Annotated in this window: 27 protein-coding genes; 19 read left to right on the top strand and 8 right to left on the bottom strand. The window is 37.6% G+C overall.

The features are described from left to right. Positions 1-534: 534 nt before the first annotated feature. Both repA and BM100_RS16085 read left to right on the top strand, forming a co-directional pair. Entirely contained in the window at positions 535-1,482 is a 948-nt protein-coding gene (gene repA, locus BM100_RS16095; protein WP_092512764.1) for a plasmid replication initiator RepA, read from the top strand. Positions 1,483-2,539: 1,057 nt separating this feature from the next. Next, positions 2,540-3,427, top strand: a complete 888-nt coding sequence (locus tag BM100_RS16085; RefSeq protein WP_092512760.1) for a hypothetical protein — start codon at positions 2,540-2,542, stop codon at positions 3,425-3,427. 161 nt (positions 3,428-3,588) lie between these two features. Here the strand turns inward: BM100_RS16085 and BM100_RS16080 are convergent, their stop codons facing one another. Beyond that, the gene (locus BM100_RS16080; protein ID WP_092512758.1) at positions 3,589-4,092 is read right to left on the bottom strand and encodes a hypothetical protein; all 504 of its coding nucleotides are present in this window, start codon (positions 4,090-4,092) and stop codon (positions 3,589-3,591) included. Between the two features lie 239 nt (positions 4,093-4,331). Here BM100_RS16080 and BM100_RS16075 point away from each other — a divergent pair, with 239 nt between their 5' ends. Beyond that, positions 4,332-4,706, top strand: coding sequence for a helix-turn-helix domain-containing protein (locus BM100_RS16075; RefSeq protein ID WP_092512756.1), 375 nt, complete (start codon positions 4,332-4,334; stop codon positions 4,704-4,706). A 42-nt stretch (positions 4,707-4,748) separates the two neighbouring features. Here BM100_RS16075 and BM100_RS16070 read toward each other — a convergent pair whose 3' ends face one another. The 4 genes from BM100_RS16070 to BM100_RS16060 all read right to left on the bottom strand — a co-directional run bounded on the left by BM100_RS16070 (position 4,749) and on the right by BM100_RS16060 (position 6,534). Next, entirely contained in the window at positions 4,749-5,090 is a 342-nt protein-coding gene (locus BM100_RS16070; RefSeq protein ID WP_092512754.1) for a hypothetical protein, read from the bottom strand. A 121-nt stretch (positions 5,091-5,211) separates the two neighbouring features. After that, positions 5,212-5,376 carry a hypothetical protein gene (locus tag BM100_RS23130; protein WP_169924773.1) on the bottom strand — a complete coding sequence of 55 codons (165 nt, stop codon included), beginning with the start codon at positions 5,374-5,376 and terminating at the stop codon, positions 5,212-5,214. A gap of 82 nt (positions 5,377-5,458) precedes the next feature. Further along, complete coding sequence (locus BM100_RS16065; protein WP_092512752.1) at positions 5,459-5,818, bottom strand: hypothetical protein; 360 nt, start codon at positions 5,816-5,818, stop codon at positions 5,459-5,461. Positions 5,819-5,913: 95 nt separating this feature from the next. Continuing rightward, on the bottom strand, positions 5,914-6,534 hold the full coding sequence (locus BM100_RS16060) for a recombinase family protein (RefSeq protein WP_092512750.1): 621 nt from the start codon (positions 6,532-6,534) through the stop codon (positions 5,914-5,916). A gap of 683 nt (positions 6,535-7,217) precedes the next feature. Here BM100_RS16060 and BM100_RS16055 point away from each other — a divergent pair. The 3 genes from BM100_RS16055 to BM100_RS16045 all read left to right on the top strand — a co-directional run bounded on the left by BM100_RS16055 (position 7,218) and on the right by BM100_RS16045 (position 9,600). Then, positions 7,218-7,514, top strand: a complete 297-nt coding sequence (locus BM100_RS16055; protein WP_092512748.1) for a hypothetical protein — start codon at positions 7,218-7,220, stop codon at positions 7,512-7,514. 12 nt (positions 7,515-7,526) lie between these two features. After that, the gene (locus tag BM100_RS16050) at positions 7,527-8,399 is read left to right on the top strand and encodes a hypothetical protein (RefSeq protein ID WP_169924772.1); all 873 of its coding nucleotides are present in this window, start codon (positions 7,527-7,529) and stop codon (positions 8,397-8,399) included. 610 nt (positions 8,400-9,009) lie between these two features. Next, entirely contained in the window at positions 9,010-9,600 is a 591-nt protein-coding gene (locus BM100_RS16045; protein WP_092512744.1) for a DUF459 domain-containing protein, read from the top strand. Positions 9,601-9,715: 115 nt separating this feature from the next. On the opposite strand, the gene BM100_RS16040 is transcribed toward BM100_RS16045, so the two are convergent. Next, the gene (locus BM100_RS16040) at positions 9,716-10,327 is read right to left on the bottom strand and encodes a hypothetical protein (RefSeq protein WP_092512742.1); all 612 of its coding nucleotides are present in this window, start codon (positions 10,325-10,327) and stop codon (positions 9,716-9,718) included. Between the two features lie 560 nt (positions 10,328-10,887). Here BM100_RS16040 and BM100_RS16035 point away from each other — a divergent pair. The 7 genes from BM100_RS16035 to BM100_RS16005 are packed head-to-tail and all read left to right on the top strand — an operon-like array spanning position 10,888 to position 17,179. Then, positions 10,888-12,675, top strand: coding sequence for a type VI secretion system baseplate subunit TssF (locus tag BM100_RS16035; protein WP_092512740.1), 1,788 nt, complete (start codon positions 10,888-10,890; stop codon positions 12,673-12,675). Between the two features lie 36 nt (positions 12,676-12,711). Continuing rightward, positions 12,712-14,727, top strand: coding sequence for a type VI secretion system Vgr family protein (locus BM100_RS16030; protein WP_092512738.1), 2,016 nt, complete (start codon positions 12,712-12,714; stop codon positions 14,725-14,727). Beyond that, positions 14,724-15,218, top strand: coding sequence for a DUF4123 domain-containing protein (locus BM100_RS16025; RefSeq protein ID WP_092512736.1), 495 nt, complete (start codon positions 14,724-14,726; stop codon positions 15,216-15,218). Before BM100_RS16030 ends, BM100_RS16025 begins: the two co-directional genes overlap by 4 nt. After that, positions 15,215-15,562: a hypothetical protein gene (locus tag BM100_RS16020; protein WP_244590705.1), complete on the top strand. Its 348-nt coding sequence runs from the start codon at positions 15,215-15,217 to the stop codon at positions 15,560-15,562. Before BM100_RS16025 ends, BM100_RS16020 begins: the two co-directional genes overlap by 4 nt. A 1-nt stretch (position 15,563) precedes the next feature. After that, positions 15,564-16,178, top strand: coding sequence for a Tox-REase-5 domain-containing protein (locus tag BM100_RS16015; RefSeq protein ID WP_092512732.1), 615 nt, complete (start codon positions 15,564-15,566; stop codon positions 16,176-16,178). An 11-nt stretch (positions 16,179-16,189) separates the two neighbouring features. Further along, a complete protein-coding gene (locus BM100_RS16010) occupies positions 16,190-16,912 on the top strand; it encodes an Imm52 family immunity protein (RefSeq protein WP_092512730.1) in 723 nt (240 codons plus the stop codon). Between the two features lie 3 nt (positions 16,913-16,915). Beyond that, positions 16,916-17,179, top strand: coding sequence for a PAAR domain-containing protein (locus tag BM100_RS16005; protein ID WP_092512728.1), 264 nt, complete (start codon positions 16,916-16,918; stop codon positions 17,177-17,179). Positions 17,180-17,257: 78 nt separating this feature from the next. Here BM100_RS16005 and BM100_RS16000 read toward each other — a convergent pair whose 3' ends face one another. Beyond that, positions 17,258-17,584: a hypothetical protein gene (locus BM100_RS16000; protein ID WP_092512726.1), complete on the bottom strand. Its 327-nt coding sequence runs from the start codon at positions 17,582-17,584 to the stop codon at positions 17,258-17,260. Positions 17,585-17,786: 202 nt separating this feature from the next. On the opposite strand from BM100_RS16000, the gene BM100_RS15995 reads away from it, so the two are divergent. Both BM100_RS15995 and BM100_RS15990 read left to right on the top strand, forming a co-directional pair. Continuing rightward, complete coding sequence (locus tag BM100_RS15995) at positions 17,787-18,476, top strand: division plane positioning ATPase MipZ (protein ID WP_092512724.1); 690 nt, start codon at positions 17,787-17,789, stop codon at positions 18,474-18,476. A 41-nt stretch (positions 18,477-18,517) separates the two neighbouring features. Next, positions 18,518-18,766, top strand: coding sequence for a hypothetical protein (locus tag BM100_RS15990; RefSeq protein WP_092512722.1), 249 nt, complete (start codon positions 18,518-18,520; stop codon positions 18,764-18,766). Positions 18,767-19,029: 263 nt separating this feature from the next. Here BM100_RS15990 and BM100_RS15985 read toward each other — a convergent pair whose 3' ends face one another. Then, entirely contained in the window at positions 19,030-19,311 is a 282-nt protein-coding gene (locus BM100_RS15985; protein WP_092512720.1) for a hypothetical protein, read from the bottom strand. 75 nt (positions 19,312-19,386) lie between these two features. Here BM100_RS15985 and BM100_RS15980 point away from each other — a divergent pair, with 75 nt between their 5' ends. From BM100_RS15980 to BM100_RS15965, 4 genes are all read left to right on the top strand, one after another. Beyond that, a complete protein-coding gene (locus tag BM100_RS15980) occupies positions 19,387-19,812 on the top strand; it encodes a hypothetical protein (RefSeq protein ID WP_092512718.1) in 426 nt (141 codons plus the stop codon). A 72-nt stretch (positions 19,813-19,884) separates the two neighbouring features. Next, the gene (locus BM100_RS15975) at positions 19,885-21,168 is read left to right on the top strand and encodes a DGQHR domain-containing protein (RefSeq protein ID WP_092512716.1); all 1,284 of its coding nucleotides are present in this window, start codon (positions 19,885-19,887) and stop codon (positions 21,166-21,168) included. A 261-nt stretch (positions 21,169-21,429) separates the two neighbouring features. Next, positions 21,430-21,969, top strand: coding sequence for a helix-turn-helix domain-containing protein (locus BM100_RS23125; protein WP_092512714.1), 540 nt, complete (start codon positions 21,430-21,432; stop codon positions 21,967-21,969). An 810-nt stretch (positions 21,970-22,779) separates the two neighbouring features. Further along, positions 22,780-23,028: a hypothetical protein gene (locus BM100_RS15965; RefSeq protein WP_092512711.1), complete on the top strand. Its 249-nt coding sequence runs from the start codon at positions 22,780-22,782 to the stop codon at positions 23,026-23,028. Positions 23,029-23,630 lie beyond the last annotated feature (602 nt).

The raw sequence follows: 23,630 nt of genomic DNA, 5'->3' as shown, positions 1-23,630 counted from the left end.
TTCGATTGCTTGTTTTATAGGCTTGCATTGGTTGGTTAAACAACGATTCGATGTTTTTTCCGGTAAATTTAGATTACTAAGGTTTATCTTTACACTGATTTTATTGTTGTGAGTTTGCTTGACGAACTGTTCATGAGTAGTGGAAAATGCGAGTTAGTGGGCTTTCTGATGGAAAAAGGGATTTAATGATAGTTTGGTTGCATCCCTTTAAAAATACGGTAATATTTGCAAAATATTGTGCTAAATTTTTATTAAGCTAGAGATCTGGCAGGCGCATAAAAATGCGATTGAAAGGGGCTTCAAGCCACTTTCCGTAATTGGATAGGGCATATCCTTAAATGCTTAGGATGAATAGGCTCAGAGTTAGAGCCTTATAAATGCAAAATCCCCCGATATCTTCTCAATCTTGGCGGACCAGGAAAGATATCAGGGGATAAAAAAGCAGGCGCTGCCCATTAGTTTAGGGTGCCTGTTGAGGATTATAACGCATGTACGACTTAGATCAATATGATTCTGCCATAAGCGCAGGTACTGGTGTTTGAAAAAACAACAGTCTCTTTAGAAAAAAGACCAACAACCAAGCGCAGGCGAGGTAATCACTCTACTGCGTGCAAGTGTCCAAGTCCATTCTATACTCGCCCTACGGGATATAAACCTTTACCAGGTGAACTTGGGCGTGCACAGCGAAATTTAGTAATCAAAGATCGCAATACTGGCCAATGGTCATTCCGTCGTCGACCATCACGCTCACCCTACTTTGTTTTTATGCGCCCCGTTGTTGGACGTCAGAGAGGGTTTCGCCCAGAGCGTAGTGCATTATTAGATGCCTTGTTTGTTGTTATGTTAGACACAGTAAATTTGTCTAACAGCATAGTGACTATCAATTTGACAAAATTGTCTGAGAGACTGAGCCCAAAAGACGAACTAGGGAATGTCATTCCTGATACGATGGTAACTTTAAGTCGGATATCACGAGTTATTGATGAAATGATTAAATTTGGAATTCTCAGTATTCCTGAATCTGAACAATCTTTTGATTACATGAACGGTATCTATTTTCCTAAACATGTCATTATCACTGATGCTGGCTGGCGTTTAACGGGTATTAACATGGATAAGTTAAGAGCTGAACAGTATGAACGCCGTGTTGCAGAATCAGAGGGAATCGTTGCACCGGGTGAAGTGCTATCTGTGAAAGCATCTCGGGCTCGTTGGTATAATCAATGCCGGCTAGCTACTTTGGTACGTCGCCGTACCGAAGCCTTAAAAAGGAAACAACAGAAAATTCTTAGTCGCCTGCCATTTGATGATAGAAAATATAAAGTGGCGAACAGGTTGCTGCATTCTCTTACTCCTGAACTCTTAAGCACCATGACTGAACTTGAGTTTGAAAAACGAGTTTGGAATGAATTGTATCAATTACAATTGGGACCAGAGGTGATGGCCGCTCAACCTGATACCCCACCCGATATTATTCACTGATTATTTTTGTAGCAATTAAAATTTCCCGCCTTAGTTGGCGGTATCTGCGTTTTTCTCTCTTCTTCATTTGTTCAATAAACGCCCATTTCAATTAAAGTAAAATCCAACATAAGGGTAATGGAAGCTATAAAAGCAGTGTAATAAAATCTTATACACAATTACCTGCAATTAAGATCAAAGCATTAACAGCAAATAATCACCTTTTTACCTGCAAGATAATCAAGACTACGTCTTATCTTTTATTCAAAAAAAACTAATTGTTCTATTTAATAAAGACTGTGAAAAACGGTGAAAACAAATAATGACTTCGCATACAGCGGCCTAACGGCCACGTGCTCAGGTAATTGCTATAGCATCAAAGATAACAGCCCCCTAAGCCCCGGCAGTACACTGCCGTTGCTAAGGCCCCGGAAATCATGGCGTTAACGTCGTAACGCCGTTAACGCCCCTCACCGGGGTTACAGGGCTTATATAACTTTAATTATCGCTATAAGATGGACTGGCTCTATAGGGTGGAGGGAGGTTAAGTGATCTATTCCGATCCTGTGCCGGCTTACGCCGGGCTCGCTGGCTAACCTACTGAGTTACTCTTTATTTCAGAGAGCCAGCTTTTGTGTAAAACCAGTGAAGAACCCAGGATTCCTTTGCTGATCCTTGATATAAAGACGTAAAAGGAAACATTTGAATTTTGATACTGCAATATTTAACTTTCTTTTATTGCTTTGGAATTTTAAATATTTTTTCAGTAAACGGCTTCTTTCCAACTTTTTCTTGACGCCAGTCCTTAAATTCTTACGTTCTACAGCCTTCACATTATTCACAAAAAACACTTTATACTTGCTTTTGAGGTTAATCTGATCGTTGCTTAATTGCCCTCTCAATCCAAAGCCGGTTCGATTTGAGTCGAGTTATAGTTTATCATTGTTCGAGCAAGCGGTTGCATGCCTAATAGCGAAGTCATTTTTGATGCTTTAGGAAATTTCTATATAAATAAGATTTAATTAATTTCCAAATATATTAATATGTTATCAAAAGCTTAGATAAGTAGAGATCCTCTATGCCAACTCTATTCATTGACTTATTGATAAAACCACGTAAGAGATTTACTATAAAAACCGACCAGCAAGAGGCTTTAGTTCAAAGCTTGGTGCTATATGTTCAGAACCAATATTCTTCTCAATCTGATTGGTCCTTATACAAATACGGTAAAAGTTTTGGATGCTTATGTTCAGTAGATGCTGTACAATTTATCAATTGGTTAGAAAATTTAGAGTATAACAATCGAATTGACGAGATTTTAAAAATTACGAAACCTTATCTAAGGATAAAAGAAAACATACCTCAATTGACGGTTTATATCCCGTTAAACTGGTATTGCATCGCACTTAATCCAGTTAGAGATCAAGTTCGTAAATTATGGTTGAGTAGCGCTACAAGCACAGCCCTAACAGAAACCTCACCTATCTTATCTGTACCAACTCTATTACCATTTGATTATTATATTTTATGTGAAGGTCGAGCTATTCCTAATTCTTGGCAACATCACTTTGAAAAATGTTTAAGGATAGGAATTCCATTTATTGTTTTATGGCACTATCGACCTAAGCAAAAAAGTTACTCCCATCGATATGATATTCTATTTTCATGGGAACCATTTATTAACAGTCACCCTCACATATTTTATAACAAAAAATACCCTGATATAGAAAAGGTTATTACTCGTCGTATTTCACAAATGATAAAAAATTACAATAAAAAGAAAGGATTTGAAAAATCGATGCTTCAAGGAGGAATTGTAAACGGTCAAGTGAGCATTCTAAAATTAAATTTTGAAGCTGCTCAACAACTGATGTTTGAGCTTGTAAATATGTTACAACGATTGATTATAGATATGGAAGAAAAAATAGAAATAGGTGATAAATTAAATGAAAAAAAAGCATATTAATTAATTTTTTTAAAATCCAATGATTCCATACAATATAATTGGTGAGTTTTAATCTACATAATTTTTATCATATGACAGATTTTTTGTAGCATAAATACTCTAACTATAAGCTATGGTTTCATTGGATTTTTGAGGTAATGCTTGATTTTTAATTAAATTTATCAATTTTTAAATTGATTATCTTTAACTTTATCAATCAAGCACACTGCTGTTCCTTCGTATTTGAATTTTATTTTTTCTGATGTTTCTTTTTCTTGTAGTTCTTTAAATAACAGATAAACAGATTTTATTCCAGCCCCTGTATAATTTGGGTGTGAATAAATAATATTATGCAATTGTTCTGTTAAAGATTCAATGGAATCATTTTCCCATTGTAACTCTAATAATTGATCTATTATTTCAACGTTCCCAAATTTATTTACGACAAATAAGGCAGTGTTTTCATATTTGAATATTATTTTTATTGAGTTTTCATTATCCTGTAACCTTCTTAACAAGATCATGATGCAACTGATCCCAACCTCCGTTTCATTTGTGTATGAAGAAATAATTTCGCATACTTGCTCTGCTAGAGATTCAATGGAATCATTTTCCCATGATAATTCTGTCAATCGATCAATTATTTCAAAATATTGTATACCTTCTTTAGTTAGAAGAAAGCTCATAAATCCGCCTTAAAGCAACCTATTCACCCCTCTTTGAGGGGTGAATATAAGCTACTTATTGTTATAATAACTTAAGTTTATAATAAGGTATTGTTTCCCTGGTGAAGCATAGGTAAATGATGCTTAGGTCTTTTATCTTATGTATTCATAACATGAAGCTGATTCATATCATGAATATAACGTTGATTTTGGAACAGTGGTAGAAGATAGTCAAGTTAATTAGAAAATTGTTTTTATATATGAACCCACATCGATTATTATCAGCTAGAACAGCAAAAGGATTGACTCAGAGCCAATTAGGAGAAAAGTTAGGAGTCGAAGATTCAGAAAAGGCTCGTTTAAGAATTTACCGCTATGAAAAAGGGCTCGTATCGCCTACATATGAAGTTGCTTGCCGGATGGCAGATATTTTAGATGTTCCTGCATGTTATTTTTATATAGAAGATGATGTCTTTTCGGAAAGAGTCTTAAACTTACATAAAAAGAACAATACTTATAATGAATTGGAAAATAGTTTGGTGTCTGTGCTAAAAGAAAATCAGAATAAGAAAGAAGAATATGAGGAAGCGTTAAAAAAAATAAAAGTTATTATAAATAATCTTACAGCCCTCTGAGGAGGGCTTTATTGTTTTTTTCAGAGCCCTGATAACAGGAAATTACTCACCTAAATCTCTTCTAACATGATAGACAGTATCAAAATAATCATTTTTGCAGAGAACAAAAATGCCATTTTTCTTAACAGCTACATCGGCATTAGTTTCAAGATCATCAACATCACGAAGACCACAAATTTTTCTTACATCCTTACCAGACATAACAACACCACTGTTTTTTTCTTCGGGCGGTTTGACATAGACATCTTTTGCCATCCAAAGTGGATATATGGGTGCAAGTCTAAAATAGACTATAGGCAATACAAATAAAAAATAACTTAAAATTAATGCTAACATTATTAACATATTTTTTAAGTTAAAAAATTTTCTTTTTTTTATGGACATTTGGTGATTCACTTTTTGATTATTTTGAAAAAAATCGCATTAATAATGTAACTTATTGTTTAACAAAGATAATTTAATATGACTAGTTGCCATTCTGGAATATTAATTCCGAACTATTCATCTAATGTATTCGTTGTAGGGTCCCTTCACTTAACTCAATATTGGCGATTTCATTATCCTTAATGGTGACAATTAGTTGAACATTTTTGGGCTGGATAAACCCTTTTTCTTTGAAAAATTTCTGTATTTTTTCTTCAAGTTCATCATGTTGAATTTTTTCTGCCATTGATATGTATTACCTGTTATGTTTTGTGTGTGTATTATTTGATGCGTATGAATTTGGTGTGATTATCAATAAAGTTAAGTGCTCATGGCCAGAACGGATCTGACAGCCATTCTGCAATCAAACGACGCCGAGGTAAATCTAATGTTGCTGCCGCTTCTCTTATGTCAAATTCACGTTTATCGCTGAACCATACAGCCATCAGAAATCTAGCCATGATATTTTCACCGTGGTTAAGAGACGGTAATGTAGCTAGTAGCCCTTGTTCATCACATTTTTTCTCATCTTGATCCCAAAATTCATGTAATGATGGGCAATCTGATTGCAATAGCAGAAAAAAGAAACGATTATAAGGATCTTCAATTTTGGGGATAACTAATCGCGTAGCCGGCTGACGAAATGTTGCTTTTAATGCTTCGTCAAAATCTTTTTCTTTCTGAATCATAATGTCATCCTCTTGTTGTGCGATCACTTTGATAGTTTTTTCATAAGAAGAATTACAGATTTAATCTAATGCCTTTCTATTGCTTTTTATATTAACTAAGTTTCAACTATACCCAGTACTTTTTTACCGTGTGCCCTTAACTCGCCATTTGGTCCAATATAACGATAAAGAGATTGGCGCGATATGTTTAGTTCTCTACATAATTCGCTCATAGTTGTGTCTTTGTTTTTCATCGCGACCTGAGCTAATCTAACTTGTGTTTTTGTTAAGAGGAATTTTCTCCCCCCCTGTCTTCCTCTGGCTCTTGCTGATTTTAATCCCGCAATGGTTCTTTCTCGAATTTGCTCTCTTTCAAACTCTGCTAAGGCGGCAAAAACTCCAAATATCAGCTTGCCAGATGCCGTTGTAGTATCAATATCAGCTCCTTGGCCAGTGAGTACCTTGAACCCAATTTGGCGCTCTGACAGATCATACACTGTATTGATAAGGTGTTTTAAATCTCGGCCCAGGCGATCTAATTTCCAAACCAACAAAATATCTCCTTGCCTTAATGCCTTAAGGCAAGATTCTAGACCAGGGCGATTTTCAAGTTTGCCCGATGCATAATCTTGGTAGATGTATTCTTTTTCTACACCGGCTTCTATCAGAGCATCAACCTGTAAATCTAGCGTCTGACTACCATCATTTTTTGACACTCGCACATAACCCAATTTCATTTATTCACCTGATAACTGATAAAGGTAGTATCCAGATATATGTCTCTTAAACGGTCGTTTGTGGTACATGGTTGTTTTTTAGTTTCTATGCCGTATGAAATGTAACATTTAACGTAACTTATTCTATGTATCATAAATGATACTGAAATTAGATTTTGATACAATAACTTTCTGTTTTAAAGTTTTGTTGCCTATTATAAGGTTAACGATCCATTAACAATGTCATCCGCTATATTTATTTAGCATACACTCTTTCATATTAGGGAAATTTACCGTATTTATGATGAGGCAGCCCGGAAGGTCTGGCACCGATATTTGGCACGTTTTAATTATAGATAGGGGATTTTCAGTAAACGGAATAAACGGAATAAACGGATTGGCTGTGGTGTTACGATAATTAGACCAAATTGAACGCCTCCTGTTCATTCTGGGTTGGAATGAGCAGTAAAAAGCCTGCGGGAGAATGGGCACGTGTTTTAATTATTATTTGAGGAGCATAAAAAACCTTGGGTATTTCCATATGTTAATTTTTATGTCAATACTTGATTTAATTTTAATGGACAATGTATTTTTGATGGTTTTCTGATCTGTTATATGTGTTAGGATTGAATCTGTAAATAATCATATTTTAATATAAAAACAAACATTAGTCTAATCTCACAAAATAAATCATAGGAACCGATATGAAAAAATTTTATATTTTTATATTATCAATTTTTATGTCCGTTGTTGCTTTTGGTGCTCAAGGAGAAGCGCAAAAAGGATTTATAGAGGAAATAAGAGCATATAATAAGGATAGTCAATTTGTAGTTACAATAACAGTAAATGGTAAACGATATGAGTTGTCTTCTAATTCCCAAGTTACTCTTGCTGAAAGGGCTTTATTACTAAATAGGCAAATTTCTTATGAATTCATAAGTGCTAATACCAACCTTACTGATTCAGTCGGTGCTATTAAGGTCCTGATTCTCAAAAAATAAATGGTGGTTATAATGATTGCAAAAATTAACATTAAGAATTTTATATGTTATATATTAATTAATGTTATTATTTCATCAATAAATTTAGCTTATGCAATCGTTCCTCCAGATATAGTTTATAGAGGTGATACTAGAAATGTAACAACTATTTTCTCAGAAGGATTTAGCAGCAAAGGAACAAACATTCATGTAATAAGGCATGTAGCTGAAAATAGCGGTGATTCAGCATATATATCTACAAGTAGTGAATTAAGAATCGCACAATTTTTTGGAGCTGTGAGCGCTGGTAGATATCAAAATACTAATAGAAGTAGAGTGTTTTGGGTTTATCGCATAAGACCTACAGGTAACTTTCATTCCATTAATGAATCACTTAATTACGGTATGCAAAACGGTAGGAATGAAACAAGTAGAAGTTTTTATTTTAATGTACGTAATGATTACGGAGAAGAGCAAGAATGGGCTGCTATACGGGCTATTAATGCGCAACAAATAGAATCTGCTACACTATATAGAGCCAACGCTGATTATGATCAACGTAACGAGATTGAAAGGATTAATTCTTATGAAATATTAGGCACGGTTCGTAACCCTAATTATAGAGACCAAGGGCAAGCCAGTAATAGTATCATACCTTACATTATGAATCAGCTGGTAATAGACGCCACGAGGCTTACAATGAGTTATGCTGGTACGTTTGAACCAATCGGGATGGGCAGTAATAATTTGGCATCTACCAATGGCATATCTTGTGAAAATAACCAATTATATAAATCATCCAAAAGTTCTAATGACACCTGTTCAGCTTTTGAAAAGAAAGAGTTAACAGAGAGTGAGTCTATAAAAAAATACAAAGAATATCTTGCAATACTAGTTTCTGAATAAATCATTAAGTGTGAGGTATAGCCATTACACTATTTATGTGACTGAGCTTCGAAAAATGGGGGGTGTAGATAGGAGTTTATTATAACTTTTTAATCAGATCCCCCTTCATTATAATGAATCTAGATGCGATAAATCTGCAAAGTTCTGTAGGGCGAACTGTAGCATTTGCATAGAAGTTATGTTTTGGAGAGTGTTTTTGTTCCAATCCTTCTCACCGAAATCTATGACCATTCTCTCACATTGGTTTGGGGCATAAAGCCCAATGGAACTATTTACACCAACGGGAAATAAATACCTATCAGCAATTCATGCTACGAGATTTCATTCTCGAAGTTGTGATAATGAAAATAGAGCTTAAAATCCTGCAATTCCTAGCCACTTACTGGCTGTCAATCGGCATATAGAGTTATAGACAGAAACGGTGGATAAGCTGGTGTTTTTTTTCGAATCAGATCTAAAGTGTGAAAATATGACGCTGCCATGTTATAAACTTTTTTATTTAGTTTTCTATTGTGTATAATGAATAGCCTGTTCACCAGAGAATAAATATACTCATGTGACCAGTAATATCTATTGCCACTTATGGTTGATAAGGGAAAGGCTTCTAATAATGAATAAATTTATTTTTATTATTTTTATTATTTTTATTATTTTTATTTCTTTTTTTTCTAATTCTTATGCTAAGTCATTATTTTTAGGTGACTCACTTACTTATCAAATAGCTCATAGCTATAAAAAAAAAGCTCCTCTTGATGCTATTTATATGCCAGGTTCTGGCTTGGCATCGAATCGTATTTTTGATTGGGATGGCTATTTACAGTACCTAAATTATTCAAACTATGAAACGATTTACGTGGTATTGGGAACTAATGATCTTATAAATAAAAAACAAAAAGAGCAGTATGCTATAAAAGTGGCTAATTTTATCAGTAAATTGCAGGTTTTTTCAGAGGGAAGGCCAATTATATGGTTGCTACCTCCTGAGCTGGCTGATAAAAATAAAAATGTTTTATTAAAAAACAGCAGGGAAACAATTATTAGTGCTTGTTCAAATCAAAATATAAAAATGATTGATACGCGACTGGCTCTAGGTATGGATTATATAGAGGAATTTAATTCTATACCTATCAGAACTAAGGATGGAATACATATTACTAAGAATGGTGCCGATAGAGTAGTTGACTTGTTATTTTGGTATTAATGTGTCTTCATAGATTTAATTTATTTATATAATTTATTTCAATCAGTTAACATGTAATTTTAGTATGTTAACTGATGGCTATTTTTAAATTATTAAAGAGTGAATTAATTTATTTTTAATTGGTTCTATTATCTGGATTTTCTTTGATAAATGCGATTAAACCTTTTAATATTGATATTAAATCATTGATTTTAGATGAATCTTCTGGTGATCCAAGTTGGAAGTGTTCAAATGGATATCTTTTTTTTATAAAGTAATTTTTTATGCTGCTGATATATTTCATGAAATGCTCTTCATTTTTTATTTTTCTTGATTTTTCATATACATGTTTTAAAAATTCTTTTCGATGTTTTTCTGGTATACTTAAAAAAAGTTTTTCTAAATCATGTGATTGAAGTTTTTTTGGTATTTCTATCTTGCTATGCAAGAATGAGATTGCAGGAATATTGGTATTGTTATATTCATCTTCACTTATCTGACTGAGATTTTCATTTTTAATTATATTAAAATGGGACGGGTGATGTTTTCGTTTGGCGGAAAATGATTTAAAAAATAGTTCAAGAGATAACGTTCCATTTATAAAGAATGTATATTTTCTTATATCTAGAGCATCATAACAAGATGCTTTTTCACCTTCTTTTATTGCTATTTCAGCAAGCCTTAAAGATATATCACCAATTATTCTAATTGGTACTACTATCGTTGAATAAGTTTCATGATTATTCATGTTTTTTTATCCTTAACAATTTAAAGTTAATGGCTTTATTTTGTAGTGGTTATTGTTTTTATCAATGATATTGATAGTTGTAAATTATTCATTTAAATCCCTTCTAAACATATCAGATATATCTCATTCAAAGTTTTTTGTCTGTAAATTATGGCAACTAAAATTCTTGTACGAAATACCTATAACTTGCACTGCATCATGCATTCTCACTTTTTTCCTCTCTTCTCGGATTAATTGCCCAACAGTGGTATATCAGACTTAACGTACTAACACTAAAATCAGGTTTATCCATGTAATTACACCAAAAGTAGATCAACAGCTAAATTTGGATATCCTTTATTAAACAAACCAAGACAAACACTGCCTATTAAGGGAAATTTTAAAGATTTCTACCCCATTGATTGAGATTTTTCCGAAATCACAAAAATAAGACTTACATAAGTTAAATTTAACGAGCAATCCCGTAAGATACCGTATTAATTCCATCAATTCTAAACATACATAAATTTTTTCAATAAAGTGTCGATGGATAATTAACCAAAACATGCTTGCGAGAAAAGATGAAAAACAGTAAGGAATCTCTGTATCTGAAAGAATTGGCTTATATGCGCGAAAAAGCGAAGTCGATGGCTGCAGAATATCCTCATTTGGCCAATTTTTTGAATCACCCCCATGATCCGGATGTTGAGCGTCTTATGGAGGGTTTTTCGTTGTTGTCTTCAAACGTGTTAAGCACCGTTAAGGATTCTTACCCAGAAATCACCCATGAAATGCTTGGACGGATTTGGCCACACACCATGCGCCCTGTTCCCCCGACGACTATTATCCAATTCACTCCTCATCAAGACATTCATCAAGGGGCCGTGGATATACCTCAAGGTACGCCTGTTATTGCCACGGAGGGAGAACAAGCATTGCGGTTTAACACCTGCCTTCCTTCGCATATTGAGCCTTTCATTGTTCTGAATAAGCGCATCCAAAAAACAAGTGAATACAGTGATATTGTTTTGACACTGCGTCAAACGGGCAATGCATTGCCTATTTGGTCAGGGGGAAGTTTGCATTTCTTTCTGGGCACCGATCAAAACCGTGCAGCCCAATTAAGTTTGTGGCTGGATATGCATATTGAGGATTTCTATCTGCGAACGGTTGAGGAGGAGCTTAGGCTCAGGGATAGTTACTCTTCTGGCTGGAGTGAAAATTTACAACACACTTTGTTGACTACCGAAGATCTGTTTTTTGCTCATTTAAAACAGGTGACCGAGTATTATTGTTTACCTCACGTGTTCAGCTTCATCACATTAGATGTTAAGGAACAACGCGATTTACTGTTAAATCCTGATGGTTCATGTGAGCTAATTTTCCGCCTAAAGGGAGAGCTTCCGATAAATGACTTGGGAGATGCTTTTCAATTAGGTTGCGTGCCCGCAGTTCATTTAGAGCCGATGCTCAGCCAGCCTATTTCATTGGTGCCAGATAATGCGTGTTTTCCGTTGCCGCTGGCAGACACCGTGCGGCTTTTCCGCACAGAAAGCATTCAGACGGCGAAGCAGCCTGGCGAAAAAACTACACAAGGAAATGCACCGAGAGGTAAATCCTGTTATTTCCAGCCAATTGACCAGTATCAATCCAAAAGTGACTGGCTGCTTAACACAGGCGATCCTGATAACGTTTATTTTCAATCACTGATAACAGACGATTTATTGGGGCGCTTGCGTAACCAAATACGCTTTATCGGCATGGATGGGAACGCTGCAAATAATCTATCACCTCAGACGGTATGTGCCCATTTTTCAGGTTATCATATTCAGGCCATGCAATTGGATATTGGTGAAATTACACATACGCCAATGTCGGTTCCCGCGCATTTACATGCCCGTAATATCACGGCAGTTTCTCCTGATTTTCCACCGATGGTGATGGGAAAATCAGATTGGTCATTGATCAATCTTTTAAACTGCCCGCCTTTTCTATTGTTCGATGCTGAATCACTGAGAGCCTTTCTACGTCTGTATGATTGCTATTCTGAACATGATCGCACTCTGAGCCGTCTGATGCAGCGACATATCAACGGCATTGTGAGTATTGAAGCCCTGTCAGGCAATCGCCTTGACTACAGTAAACAAGGTCAGGGTCGCCCCATTAATGGCAACTACCTGAATATTTATCTTGATCCAGCGTGTTATGACAATGACGGCGTCATGTATCAGTTTTGTCGGATTATCGACCAACTGTTGGCGTGTTTTGTTGTGCAGAATAATTTCATTATGCTCAGAATTTATCGGCAGGGGGGACAGGATGTACTGTGGCAGTTTAAGGAACAGAAAGGGTTACGCAGCGAAATGTAATATAACGAAATATGGATGAAAAATTAGGAGACAATAATGCCAAAAAGCGGATTACGTTTTCTTTGTCGGGTTGGAGACTTGCCCGAAGATACATTTGCGGTAGTGGATTTTACTCTGCAGGAAGGGCTTTCTAATCTTTTCACTTTGAATCTCACTCTAGTTCAATCCTTGCCGGCTAATCCCTTTAAGCCTCCGTTAGAGATCGATTTAACCACACTATTGATGCAAGAAGCAGAACTTCAAATTTTCTACGACGAGGCGGAGCAACGAAAAATCACCGGGATTATTTCCCATGCTGATTGGTGCGGCACCGATGGTAATAAAACACTCTACACTTTCACCGTGCGTCCGTTTCTTTGGCGACTGACGCTGAATCAAGACAGCCATATTTATCATCGCCAAAGTGTGCCGGATATCATTAAACTCTTGCTGAAAAAACACCGTATTCGTACTGATTCTCAGTTGGAAGATCCGCACCAGAACCGAGAATACACAACTCAGAAACGGGAATCGGATTATGAATTTTTCAGCCGACTGGCTGCAGAAGAAGGGATCAGTTTTTGGTTTGAAGATGAAACGTTGTTTTTCAGTGACAGCCATCTAGGGATGACGGCCAATCTACCACTACAATACCAACCCCAGCCAGACACCGCCCACGGCCAGGATGTAATTTATCAGGTACGCCTTGGGGTCGGCATGGCACCAAAGCGAAGCATCCACCGAGATTACAACCCGGACAGCCCACTTTCTCCGGTGTACCAACTGGAGAGCAGCCCGGAATATCAGGCATTAGGTTCACTCACACCCTATACCATTTACGAGAGTTATGGGCGTTTCCAGCTGGAAGCGGAAGGCAAACCGTTTGTAAAATATCGCCATGAAGTGCTGAAAAACCAGACAAAACGGGGCAACGGGCAGAGCAACTGTATCAAACTAAGACCAGGTAAAATTTTCGAAATCGGAAATCACCCGCATACCCCGTTAAATACACGCTGGCAGATTGTTGAAATCAGTCATCATGGGCTCTGCCCTCAGGCATTGGGAGATAATAGCGGGGATGGCACCACGCTTAGCAATGATTTCAGTTTTATCGACGGGCTTGCTGATTGGCGGCCGCCGTATCATTACAAGCCACTGGCAGACGGTGATGAAAGCGCCACCGTTGTTGGGCCGGAAGGCGAAGAAATATTCGTTAATAAAGACGGTGCGATCAAAGTCCACTTTCACTGGAACCGTTACGATAAAGTGGATGATAGTGCCTCTTGCTGGGTTCGTGTGGCACAGGGTTGGAATGGCAACGGTTTTGGTTTTATGGCTATACCGCGTATTGGGCAGGAAGTGATAGTCTCTTATCTTAATGGCGATATTGACCGCCCAATTGTCACCGGCTGTGTCTACAATGGCCTGAATCGCCCGCCTCTGGATTTGCCGTCCGCTAAAACCCGTACCACCTTTAAAACCAAAACCCATAAAGGCGAAGGCTTTAACGAACTGCGCTTTGATGATGCCAAAGGCAGTGAAGAAGTGTTCATTCATGCGCAAAAAGACATTAAAGCGCAGGTACTCAATGATGAAACTCACAATGTGGGTCATAACCGGACACATCACATTAAAAACGACGCCCATTTACGTATTGATAATGAGTACCGCATACAGGCAGGCAATGATATTTCGTTGTCAACTGGGCAAAAACTTCATATCAAAGCTGACGACGCGCTGTTAACTCAAAGTGGCAATGAAATTCATTTGAGTTCTGGAACTAAAGTTGTGATTGATGCTGGTTCTGAATTGACCATTCAAGCTGCTGGCCATTTTCTAAAAATTGACGCAGGCGGGATTACTAGCAGCTCTGCCGTTAATATGGGGAGCGGCTCTCCGGGCAATGGTTCAGGTTGGGGCGGAAAATTGCCAAATATGTTAGATAAGCTGTCATCCATTAATGTGGCCCAAGCTGAAAAAGTATCAGTCACCCCGCCAGAGAAAATTTGTATCAGTTGCTTAATGAAAGCAGCATTAGGCGGTGCTGCAATGGTTATCAGGGGGCAATCATGATTTCAGTGTCACAGGAAGAACGGCAGAGATATCAAACAATGCACCCTGATATGAAAAGGTATGCACTGGTTGATGGCTTACAGTATGAACGCCTCTTTGATGAAGAATTAACTTATCTTGCAGGGCTGAATAATCCGTTGTTTCGTCAATTTCCGGATTCTGAAATCGCCTTTGCTGGGCCATGGTTGTTTGATGTCACGCACGATACGGTATTAATGGAAAGGTTCTTAACATTGGAAAAAACTTTTCCTGCTGTTTCATGGGTGTATACGGCACAATCGTTGGATGTACTGACCCGTCATTTTGAACCGTATTTGAACGTTCAGTTGGAAAATGGTGAAACTGCCCTGTTACGTTTTTATGATCCGCGCATTCTGCATCAAATCCCAGATATTTTTAGCCAGGAACAGCTAGCCGCATTCACACAATCGATTGATGAATGGGAATATTGGTTAAATGGCCAGTTTTATTCTGTGAAAGGAGCACAATGATGATAAAGCTCAGTAAAGAACAGGTCGGTAAATTTATTGATGCAGAGGATGAGGCGTATATCACTCATTTTCGAAAACAGATTCAGTCAGAATACGCTGAATTAGTCAGAGACGAAAGCGAACAAAGCCTACATAAACGACTAAAAGACACGTATCTGGATTTGATTGATATGGGGTTTAAAGATGAGAAATTGATACGTTCTTATCTTTATTATGTTGCATCTAATCGCAATTACCACGCATCCCCTGAAATTAAAAATATGTTGAATGCAGGCGATAACCCAGAACAACAATACCGTGATTATCTGCGAATAGTGGATAACTTAATGAAAAGGAAACATTAAGATGCCAATACCTTTAGTTCTTGCTGGCCCTGCACTTTTGGCAGCGGCCGAATATACTTTAACGGCCCTTGCTGGGATAGCTATTGGCACCGGCGTGGCTGTAGGAATCAATGAAGCTACGAAAGATAAATCTGACGAACAAGACAAAGCAAAATCCGAAACGGAAGCAATTACGACATCTCGCACTAAATGTAAGGAATGCCCTGCGATTGGGAGCGTTATTCCTTATTGGGAAAGTGCTAGCATTTCTGCGATTTCGACAATTTATCAAATTCAAATTTGTAATTCAGCATACAATGAAATAACTCACCAACTCGAAGTATGGAGGTGTGGAGCAGCTAGCTTTGATGGCTGGAAACCTAAACAATGTTTATTTCTTGAGGCTAAAGGTAAACATGAACAATTTTTCGAAGATGGTGAGCCTAAACATTGGTGGAAAGGCGGACATACTTCTATGATGTCTCAAGCCGCTAGACAGCAAGGTGAATGCACTAAGTTTGAAGGGATACCAAAATCACATTGGCATTTTATGGAGTTAGTAACTTCCTCTTATTTTTCAAAGGCATTTTCTGGATTTCCAAATATAACAGTATTTCACACACCATTTTTCGAATAAGGCGATGAAAGATGAAAATATTACCATTAAGAATAACGATATATGGCCATTTTTCCGAACCTGTGACGCCTGAAAGTACAATAGAAAACTTGGATAACGTATTAAAATATATAGACCAATTTTTTGGAAGAAAAAAAATTTGGTACTTAACCGGGGATTCACGAGAACAAGCCTTAGAAAGGATTGCTTTTAATGAACAAGGGGCAACAAAAGAAGCAATTAAAGAATTTGAAAAAGAATACACATCTGAACAGCCATTAATTGTTCAAGCCATTTGGGATGGTGAAGAAGGTAAGCTTAGTAGTGGTATTCAATGTCACAATTTTGTGAATGGGGATTATAACAAAACAAAAATCTCCCTTAGTCTAAATACTAATGAACATGAATACCAATTTCCACAATTGATCGAGCTTATCAAAAAGCTAGCTTTTAGTTATTGCTCTGCATATATCCTGATAGAAACTCGGGGATATACATTAAAAGATAAGAATGTTTTCCCAGATCGTTTAAGCGCAGGTTGGATGTTGTATTTACCTACAGTAATCGAGCCTGTTTTAGTTCCAATGGCAGAAGAAATTTTATCTATCCCTGATAAAGAAGATCGGGTTGGTTCATTGATTGTCACTACAAAAGAAGTCTTTGACATAGAAAATAAAGAGCATATCAATAAAGCCAATGATATCGAAATTTGCTTGCGAGATTTGCAGTTACTGCCGTTACTGAGAGAGGTATAACCCATGGCAGGTAAAGCCGTTATTCGATTAAACGACATGACAGATCATGGTGGCCAAGTTATTACCGCTATTGATGGTTATGCTTATCAAGGTATACCAGTTGCGGCTAAAGGTGATCTAGTCACCTGCCCAAAATGCAAAGGAACCTTTCCGATTGTAGAAGGAAGTCGTGATTTAAAGTATCAAGGAAAAAACATTGCATTGGAAGGTATGCAAACCTCCTGCGGTGCAAAACTGATTGCCAGTCAGAGCGGATTTCACGCTTAATATTGTGTTGCCATATGGGCAGGTGTGAACCTTGAGTCTATCTGCCCAGCTGTCGCGTGATTGTATGATAGATGATAATTATGAGTTCTCTTGGTCTATCAAGCCTAATTTGATCATTCGTATTTTAACAGATTTTGGGCGTCTCTGGTATTTGTTAGCAAACTCCCCTACATTTAATTCCCCGATAGAAAAAAGCCTCTTTAGCTCGCCTTCTTCTTCTAGTTCCCATTTTGCACCATGCCGGAGAAATTGCTGCTTTAGGCGAGTGCCATTGTTGGATTGCTTCAATAACATTTCTTGTAATTGAGAAAGAGTTAGATTATCGATGTCATCAATGATCTCTAAGGATTTTAGATCCTGCACTGCTTTTAAAAACTGGCGAATTTTCTGATCTAAGTGTTGCATTATTTTTTCCTTCATTCTTTTTTCTGTTAAATCAAAAATCTATATTAGAGTAAAGGGTATGTTTTTAATACATAAAAGATACCTTTAATGTATATTTTATGTATTAAAATAATACTAATCGTTGACTTTGTGCCCAATGTGTTTAGAATGCACTCAGTATGTTATTTATACATTTAATGTACATTTTTAGGATGATAATTGTATGAGTGAAATCTATAAGGGTCTAATCATAGCTGTTGCAATAAAGAAAGGTGGAACTGGAAAATCAAGTGTGACGATTAATATCGCTCCAGAGGTAGATCCTGATGTTATCTATGATACAGATGATACTCCTGCGATTACTACTGCCAATAAATTCAGGCGTGAGAAAGAACAATGGAACGTTATCCGTTTGTTGGCTAAATCATTAAATTCTGTCAGTGATTTCATCAATGAACTCATCACAGCCAAAGAGGAAAAAAAATGCATATTAATTGACTGTGGAGGATTTGATTCCGCATTTACCCGAGCCGCGATAGCAGCAGCAGATATAATTATTGCGCCAGTAGCTGATGATTTCACTGATATGCTAGGACTTGCTGAATTTGATAGTGTTCTGCACCAGATCTCAAAAGATACCGGTGAAAAGAAAATTGCTTATGTTTTGCTGAATAAGATGCATCCATCTCGCAAAAATTTTTCAGACTTTGAGGAATTTATTAGTGGTTTTGAACATTTGGTTAAGCTCGACACTATCATACCTACTGATAAGGCCATCCCTCAAAAATTTGGTGAGGGTTATGGAATTGTTGAGCATGTGGCTACACGTCATGGGAGAGGAGGAAATGCAATGAGATCATTGTTTTTTGATTTGAGGGATATAGCAATAAATATACAGAATAAGAACGTTTAATGTATTATTAATGTATATAAATAGTATTAAAAAGGTATGTCATGAAAAACAAACGAGAAATGTTTAATCGCATCAAGGCTGCATCAAATACAGCGCCATTACAGGAAAATGAGAAGTTAGAAACAAGATCAAATGTCAAAGCAAAAAGGTCGAAAAACATACCGATACCAATTGAGTTAGATGAGGCTTATAAGAAGGTTAAAGCGAATGGTAATACTACATTGCTATTTACTGCATATATTACTGAGGCATTGAGAGAAAAATTAGATAAAGACGGTGGTTTTGATTAATCAGATTGTGATGAAAAGGTATTTTAAAGGTATATTTAAAATACCTTTTTTGTATGTTTTTAGTATTTTTTTTGTATATTTTTATACTGCTTTTATGTTTTTTATTGTTCTTCTTTTCAGAAAAAAAATCACATTTTCGTAGAGCCAGTTTAGCTTTGACTTGGATAACCATTATCTTTTTTTAATGCTCTTTTCCCTACAGTTATTGTAAGGCTCAAATCCCCTTATTTGTACACTTTATAATTTGTTCTAGCCCCTATGAATCATTGCAGGTATTGAACCTGCAATGATTCATTCTTCCCGCTTGCAGCAAGCTTTGCTTGCGCCGCTTCCACTGCCGGCACTGATTGTGCCGGCGCTAAGGTTAGCCAGGATAAAGCCTGGCTATTTCTTTCTGGTGTAATCCCTTTTTTTGCTCTTATACGCAGTGAATCTTTCTCCGTGACAGACTCTGAGTCGGGGCGCAAACCGCGCAAGGGTTCGCTATCGCCGGCTATGCCGCCCTTGCCCTGTCTGCTGATACCCCGACTCGGTCCTAGTGTCACGGCGCCAGATACCCTGCGTCAGCGAAAGCTAAATAAAGGGAATACACCAGAAAGAAAGTTGAAAAAGGGGAATATATGGATCAGTCATTAAAAACAAAACTACATGACTTAATGAAGAACTGCGAACAAACGAATGATGAAAAGGATGCAAAGAATAGCGTCGATGAAGCTACAGAGTCAGTATTACAAGGTCTTATCGGGGAGTTGCTTGATATGGGACGCCAACTTTATGAGGCTGGTTTATATGATGATTTTCCTCTATGGAAAAAAAATGTTATTCGTCAAATAAGCGAGCATCCTCACTTAGAAACGAATGATAAAAAGTCATATATGAAATATGCAACTGCTAAAGCCTTGTGCACTTATTTTATACATTCGGGTGAGAAACATATGGCATTTGGCGCTTTTACTTTAGCCACTGAGCTAGTTCGTATGGGATTGGAATTGAAAGAATTATCAAGAGATGAGGCATTATTGCATGTCATCAAGGAAACCTTATAAGTAATTTTTTTGAAACACATTTTCAGTTGGCCATTATTGATGGCCAATTTTCAGATTTAGAGGGAATCATATATGACACAGCCAGATAACGAAATGTACATCAATCTTCCAGCTACGCGAGGTCAACAAGGTGGGATAACTCAATATGCCCTTACTGTGCCTATGTCGATGTTAAAGCGCATTTTTATCATAGATTATGCTGATGATGTTTTAGAACGTTCTCAGAGAGAGCTTAACCTCGCTAGAGCACGTAGAATTACCCGTTATCTTGTGAATGCCCATGATAAAAAAGCGCCTTATTTTCTGCCTACACTAAATGGAAATATTGAGGAAATTGTTAAATTTGAGCCTGTTCACGAATTAGGCAATCTCGGCATTGTTTTTGTTCGTATGGATACAGACATTAAAGTTTTCGATGGCCAACATAAGTTTCGCGGAGTGATAGATTTTGTGAAAAAAAGGGAAACTAAGGACACGATTACTGTAGTTCTTACTGAAAATGTTTCTCTTGCTGTTCGCCAACAATTTTTTTCTGATATTAACAATAATGCATGTAAACCGGCTGCAGCAATCAATATGGCCTATAACCATAATGATCCTTTAAACCAGTTAGCTAGGTATTTGACCTCCGTTGTGCCTGCATTTAAAGGAAGTATTGATTTTGAACACAATGTTGTTCCAGCAAAGAGTTCTCAATTAATTAGCTTTAAAGCGCTTTCTGATGCTACTCGTAAAATGTTGGGCCTACGTATCGGTGATGAAATCTCTCCAGAACAACGTGAGGATGCTGTTTTGCTTTGGAACGCTTGGGCCAATGTGATGAATTGGGAATTATTGCATTCACTTTCTATGGGGGCGGAATATCGGAAATGTCACCTTGGAACTCATGGGGTAATGATTAATGCTATTGGTATAGCTACAAATATGATGTTGGAAAATCACACGGCAACGGAGGTGAGCAGCATGATCTCATCTTCTAATGAATGTATTAACTATATAGATAATTTTAAGCATTCGGAGTGGGTTGGTATTTGTGTTGATAGTGAAACGAGCAACGTTAAATCTGATACTAGGGCACAAAATAAAGCAGCTGAAAATTTACTGACATTGTTCAAACTGAACCCCGATCATCCGTATAGTTGGCTACGTGCACTATTTTCTCTTGAAGAGATAAACAGTGACTCTCTTGTTAAGGTGCAGGAAAGATTAGAAAAAATCTGTGGAGAGCAAAATCTGAGAACGGAGCAGCTGCAAGGTATGGTAAATAGTTTAGTTAATGATAATCCAGAGTCGGCTGTAAAAACTTTAATGAACATCCGATTATTACGGGCATGGGTAAAAACTACTGCCTTATAGCTTTGCGAGTAATGACGAATTGAGTAACTAACATGAGTTGTTAGCGATGGAGGAGTAGAGACTAGCTCTGTAAGTAGTTTGTGTATTTTCAATTTGCTCAAAGGTGGCAGTTTAATCTGCCACGGACTCAATAGTAAAACGACTCATAATTCAATATCTATTTATAAATAAAATATGCAAATATTGCACCTTTGTTGGTGTTAAGGATGGAGTAATATTTGCATATAAAAATAATTTTTTTTTAGTTTTGGAGAAATTTTTGTGACAGGTTATGAACTGCGTTTATGGCGTTCAGGGCAATACTCTTCACGTTCTATACGCTCTGGTCATTGGCGACAGGAAGATGCTGCGGAACAGTTAGGTGTCGCTTTTAGAACCTATTGCTATTATGAAAAAAATGGCCCTTCTCATGTGGTAATTTTAGGAACTCAAACACTCTCATTACAGATTATGTTGCCGGAGCTAGAAAAATTATCTTTACCTCATGTAATGACCAGACTTAATTTACTAGTTGGTGATCCCGATATTGTGCCGGCTAAATTTAGTAAAAGCGATATTCAAATGCCCTCTACTGGGCTTAAATCATGGAGAAAATCCCTGGGTTGGACACAAAAACAAGTCTCTGAAACGCTAGGTGTTTGCCTTCGAACTTATAAAAGCTACGAACAGAATACGCCACGTACTGTAATGCTTGCTATTCAGGCTATCACTTTATTGGTAATACTGCCTCGATTAGCTCAATGCCGGCGTGAGGTTTTGTTTCAAAAGCTGAGAGCGATCGTAGCTGCAGATTCTTTCTGATAAAAACTGTCGGCTTTTAAGTGCTAATTTTTTTAATCCCCAGCATTTGTGGATAACTTTGCTGAAAACCAGAGAGTAGATCTCGCTATTTCCATCAGAAACAGCCTGAGAACAAATTGAATAATATTTAATCAGGCTGCCCGAATTTAGTTGCTGATCTGCTTTAATACAATCACATAAATTCAATCGGGTTTTAGTTCTTTTGCCTATTTTTGAGGACGATGTAAGTATCGCATAGTGTCTTTGTTATTGAGTTTGAAGATGGGCATCGTCTATACGGTGTAATGGATGGCGCTAATTCTTACACCTATCGTTTCCTTTTTGATACTAAGAAGGAGGCGCAGGACTGGATCTCCAGTGATTATGTTACGCCCGCCATACGCTGTTCTCACTGTAATCACTCCGAGATCGCCGGATTTGGCCGGCGTGACGAGGTGAGCATGGGTATATCGGTGTGCTTTTCACACATCGACATTATGCTTAATCGCCGCCGTTCCCGCTGCCAGTGCTTTTTTATGGTGGCCAGGGCCTGGCCACAAAAAGGATACCCGGTGAACCGGGCCCCCGGTCTATGCGCCTTATGTACTTTTCGTGTCGTTTGGGCTAACGCCGTGACCAGACCTTAGCCCGGGCCGTATCCCAAACAAGGGAAACTTCGTCGTTGTCCTCACCCGTTCTCACTCCGTCCACGTTGTTTCCGTCGCTGCGCTGCGGCTTCCGGAAACGCCCTTGTTTGGGCTACTGTTCGCCCGTTCTGGTTCGTGGTCACGGCGTTAGCCGATACCATTAACTATGAACGAAGAGGTTTTTATGTATCATGAAACGACAGTTGGTGCGTTAATTAAACGCTTACAGCGCTATTCTCCTGATGAATTATGTGTAGGTTCATTGTGGTTTGATGATGATTTTAGATCTCAATCTGAGGGAATCCCAATGACTGATGATGATATTGCCGAAGCTATGAGGAACGTGTTGCGTTGTTTTGATGCCAATATAGGGATTAATTGGGAAGCGATTGAAGAGGCCATCAATCTTATGAGGCAGCGTAAGAGTGGTTAATTCCGACAGGATGACTCATACACTGTGAGCCTTTTCTTAAGGTATTATTGACTATAGTGCGTATTTAAGAGTATCCTTTTTAGGAAAGAAAAAAGCGCCCTGCAAGGCGCTTTCTTCAAATGTTCAACGAGATTCGCAGTCTCTTGAACGCGGGAACATCCAGCAGGGGAAGTTCCAAAATATGTTCAAAGATCTTAGCAGCATCTATTATTTGTCGCAATAACTTTTTATGTGCTGTGTAGATTCCATTCAGTTATAGCAACTGTCTATTTCTTCCCCCTTCTGCTGCGAGTTCCCGTTAGGCTTCCACTTATAGCGTTTTTACGTGTTATTTTAGATTGGAATCATGTGATTGTTACTAAAATAGCGTGGTTGTCGGACTAAACGGGGAGTTCGTGCATATAGTCCAGCTTGGAGCGAACCATCTAAACAAGAGCAGTGCCAGTTAAGGGAAGCTGTGAGATAGCGCCCCCTAGGTTGAAAGTGCGGAGTAAAACTGGCTGTAAACTTGCAAGATGGGAACAGGAGAGCGCACGAGGGACCAACGTATCGGAAACGGGAGGGGTCTTTAAGTCCTGTCAGGTGTCTCAACTTCTGCTTTG

This window comes from Xenorhabdus mauleonii (assembly GCF_900113945.1).
Taxonomy (GTDB): domain Bacteria; phylum Pseudomonadota; class Gammaproteobacteria; order Enterobacterales; family Enterobacteriaceae; genus Xenorhabdus; species Xenorhabdus mauleonii.
The sequence above is the reverse complement of the archived record's forward strand: the minus strand, read 5'-3'. Positions and strand labels throughout refer to the sequence as shown.

Excerpts from the sequence above, each read along its gene's own strand:
- BM100_RS16085 (WP_092512760.1), top strand. The coding sequence starts at position 2,540 with ATGCCAACTCTATTCATTGACTTATTGATAAAACCACGTAAGAGATTT.
- BM100_RS16080 (WP_092512758.1), bottom strand. The coding sequence starts at position 4,092 with ATGAGCTTTCTTCTAACTAAAGAAGGTATACAATATTTTGAAATAATT.
- BM100_RS16075 (WP_092512756.1), top strand. The coding sequence starts at position 4,332 with ATGAACCCACATCGATTATTATCAGCTAGAACAGCAAAAGGATTGACT.
- BM100_RS16070 (WP_092512754.1), bottom strand. The coding sequence starts at position 5,090 with ATGTCCATAAAAAAAAGAAAATTTTTTAACTTAAAAAATATGTTAATA.
- BM100_RS23130 (WP_169924773.1), bottom strand. The coding sequence starts at position 5,376 with ATGGCAGAAAAAATTCAACATGATGAACTTGAAGAAAAAATACAGAAA.
- BM100_RS16065 (WP_092512752.1), bottom strand. The coding sequence starts at position 5,818 with ATGATTCAGAAAGAAAAAGATTTTGACGAAGCATTAAAAGCAACATTT.
- BM100_RS16060 (WP_092512750.1), bottom strand. The coding sequence starts at position 6,534 with ATGAAATTGGGTTATGTGCGAGTGTCAAAAAATGATGGTAGTCAGACG.
- BM100_RS16055 (WP_092512748.1), top strand. The coding sequence starts at position 7,218 with ATGAAAAAATTTTATATTTTTATATTATCAATTTTTATGTCCGTTGTT.
- BM100_RS16050 (WP_169924772.1), top strand. The coding sequence starts at position 7,527 with ATGATTGCAAAAATTAACATTAAGAATTTTATATGTTATATATTAATT.
- BM100_RS16045 (WP_092512744.1), top strand. The coding sequence starts at position 9,010 with ATGAATAAATTTATTTTTATTATTTTTATTATTTTTATTATTTTTATT.
- BM100_RS16040 (WP_092512742.1), bottom strand. The coding sequence starts at position 10,327 with ATGAATAATCATGAAACTTATTCAACGATAGTAGTACCAATTAGAATA.
- BM100_RS16035 (WP_092512740.1), top strand. The coding sequence starts at position 10,888 with ATGAAAAACAGTAAGGAATCTCTGTATCTGAAAGAATTGGCTTATATG.
- BM100_RS16030 (WP_092512738.1), top strand. The coding sequence starts at position 12,712 with ATGCCAAAAAGCGGATTACGTTTTCTTTGTCGGGTTGGAGACTTGCCC.
- BM100_RS16025 (WP_092512736.1), top strand. The coding sequence starts at position 14,724 with ATGATTTCAGTGTCACAGGAAGAACGGCAGAGATATCAAACAATGCAC.
- BM100_RS16020 (WP_244590705.1), top strand. The coding sequence starts at position 15,215 with ATGATGATAAAGCTCAGTAAAGAACAGGTCGGTAAATTTATTGATGCA.
- BM100_RS16015 (WP_092512732.1), top strand. The coding sequence starts at position 15,564 with ATGCCAATACCTTTAGTTCTTGCTGGCCCTGCACTTTTGGCAGCGGCC.
- BM100_RS16010 (WP_092512730.1), top strand. The coding sequence starts at position 16,190 with ATGAAAATATTACCATTAAGAATAACGATATATGGCCATTTTTCCGAA.
- BM100_RS16005 (WP_092512728.1), top strand. The coding sequence starts at position 16,916 with ATGGCAGGTAAAGCCGTTATTCGATTAAACGACATGACAGATCATGGT.
- BM100_RS16000 (WP_092512726.1), bottom strand. The coding sequence starts at position 17,584 with ATGCAACACTTAGATCAGAAAATTCGCCAGTTTTTAAAAGCAGTGCAG.
- BM100_RS15995 (WP_092512724.1), top strand. The coding sequence starts at position 17,787 with ATGAGTGAAATCTATAAGGGTCTAATCATAGCTGTTGCAATAAAGAAA.
- BM100_RS15990 (WP_092512722.1), top strand. The coding sequence starts at position 18,518 with ATGAAAAACAAACGAGAAATGTTTAATCGCATCAAGGCTGCATCAAAT.
- BM100_RS15980 (WP_092512718.1), top strand. The coding sequence starts at position 19,387 with ATGGATCAGTCATTAAAAACAAAACTACATGACTTAATGAAGAACTGC.
- BM100_RS15975 (WP_092512716.1), top strand. The coding sequence starts at position 19,885 with ATGACACAGCCAGATAACGAAATGTACATCAATCTTCCAGCTACGCGA.
- BM100_RS15965 (WP_092512711.1), top strand. The coding sequence starts at position 22,780 with ATGTATCATGAAACGACAGTTGGTGCGTTAATTAAACGCTTACAGCGC.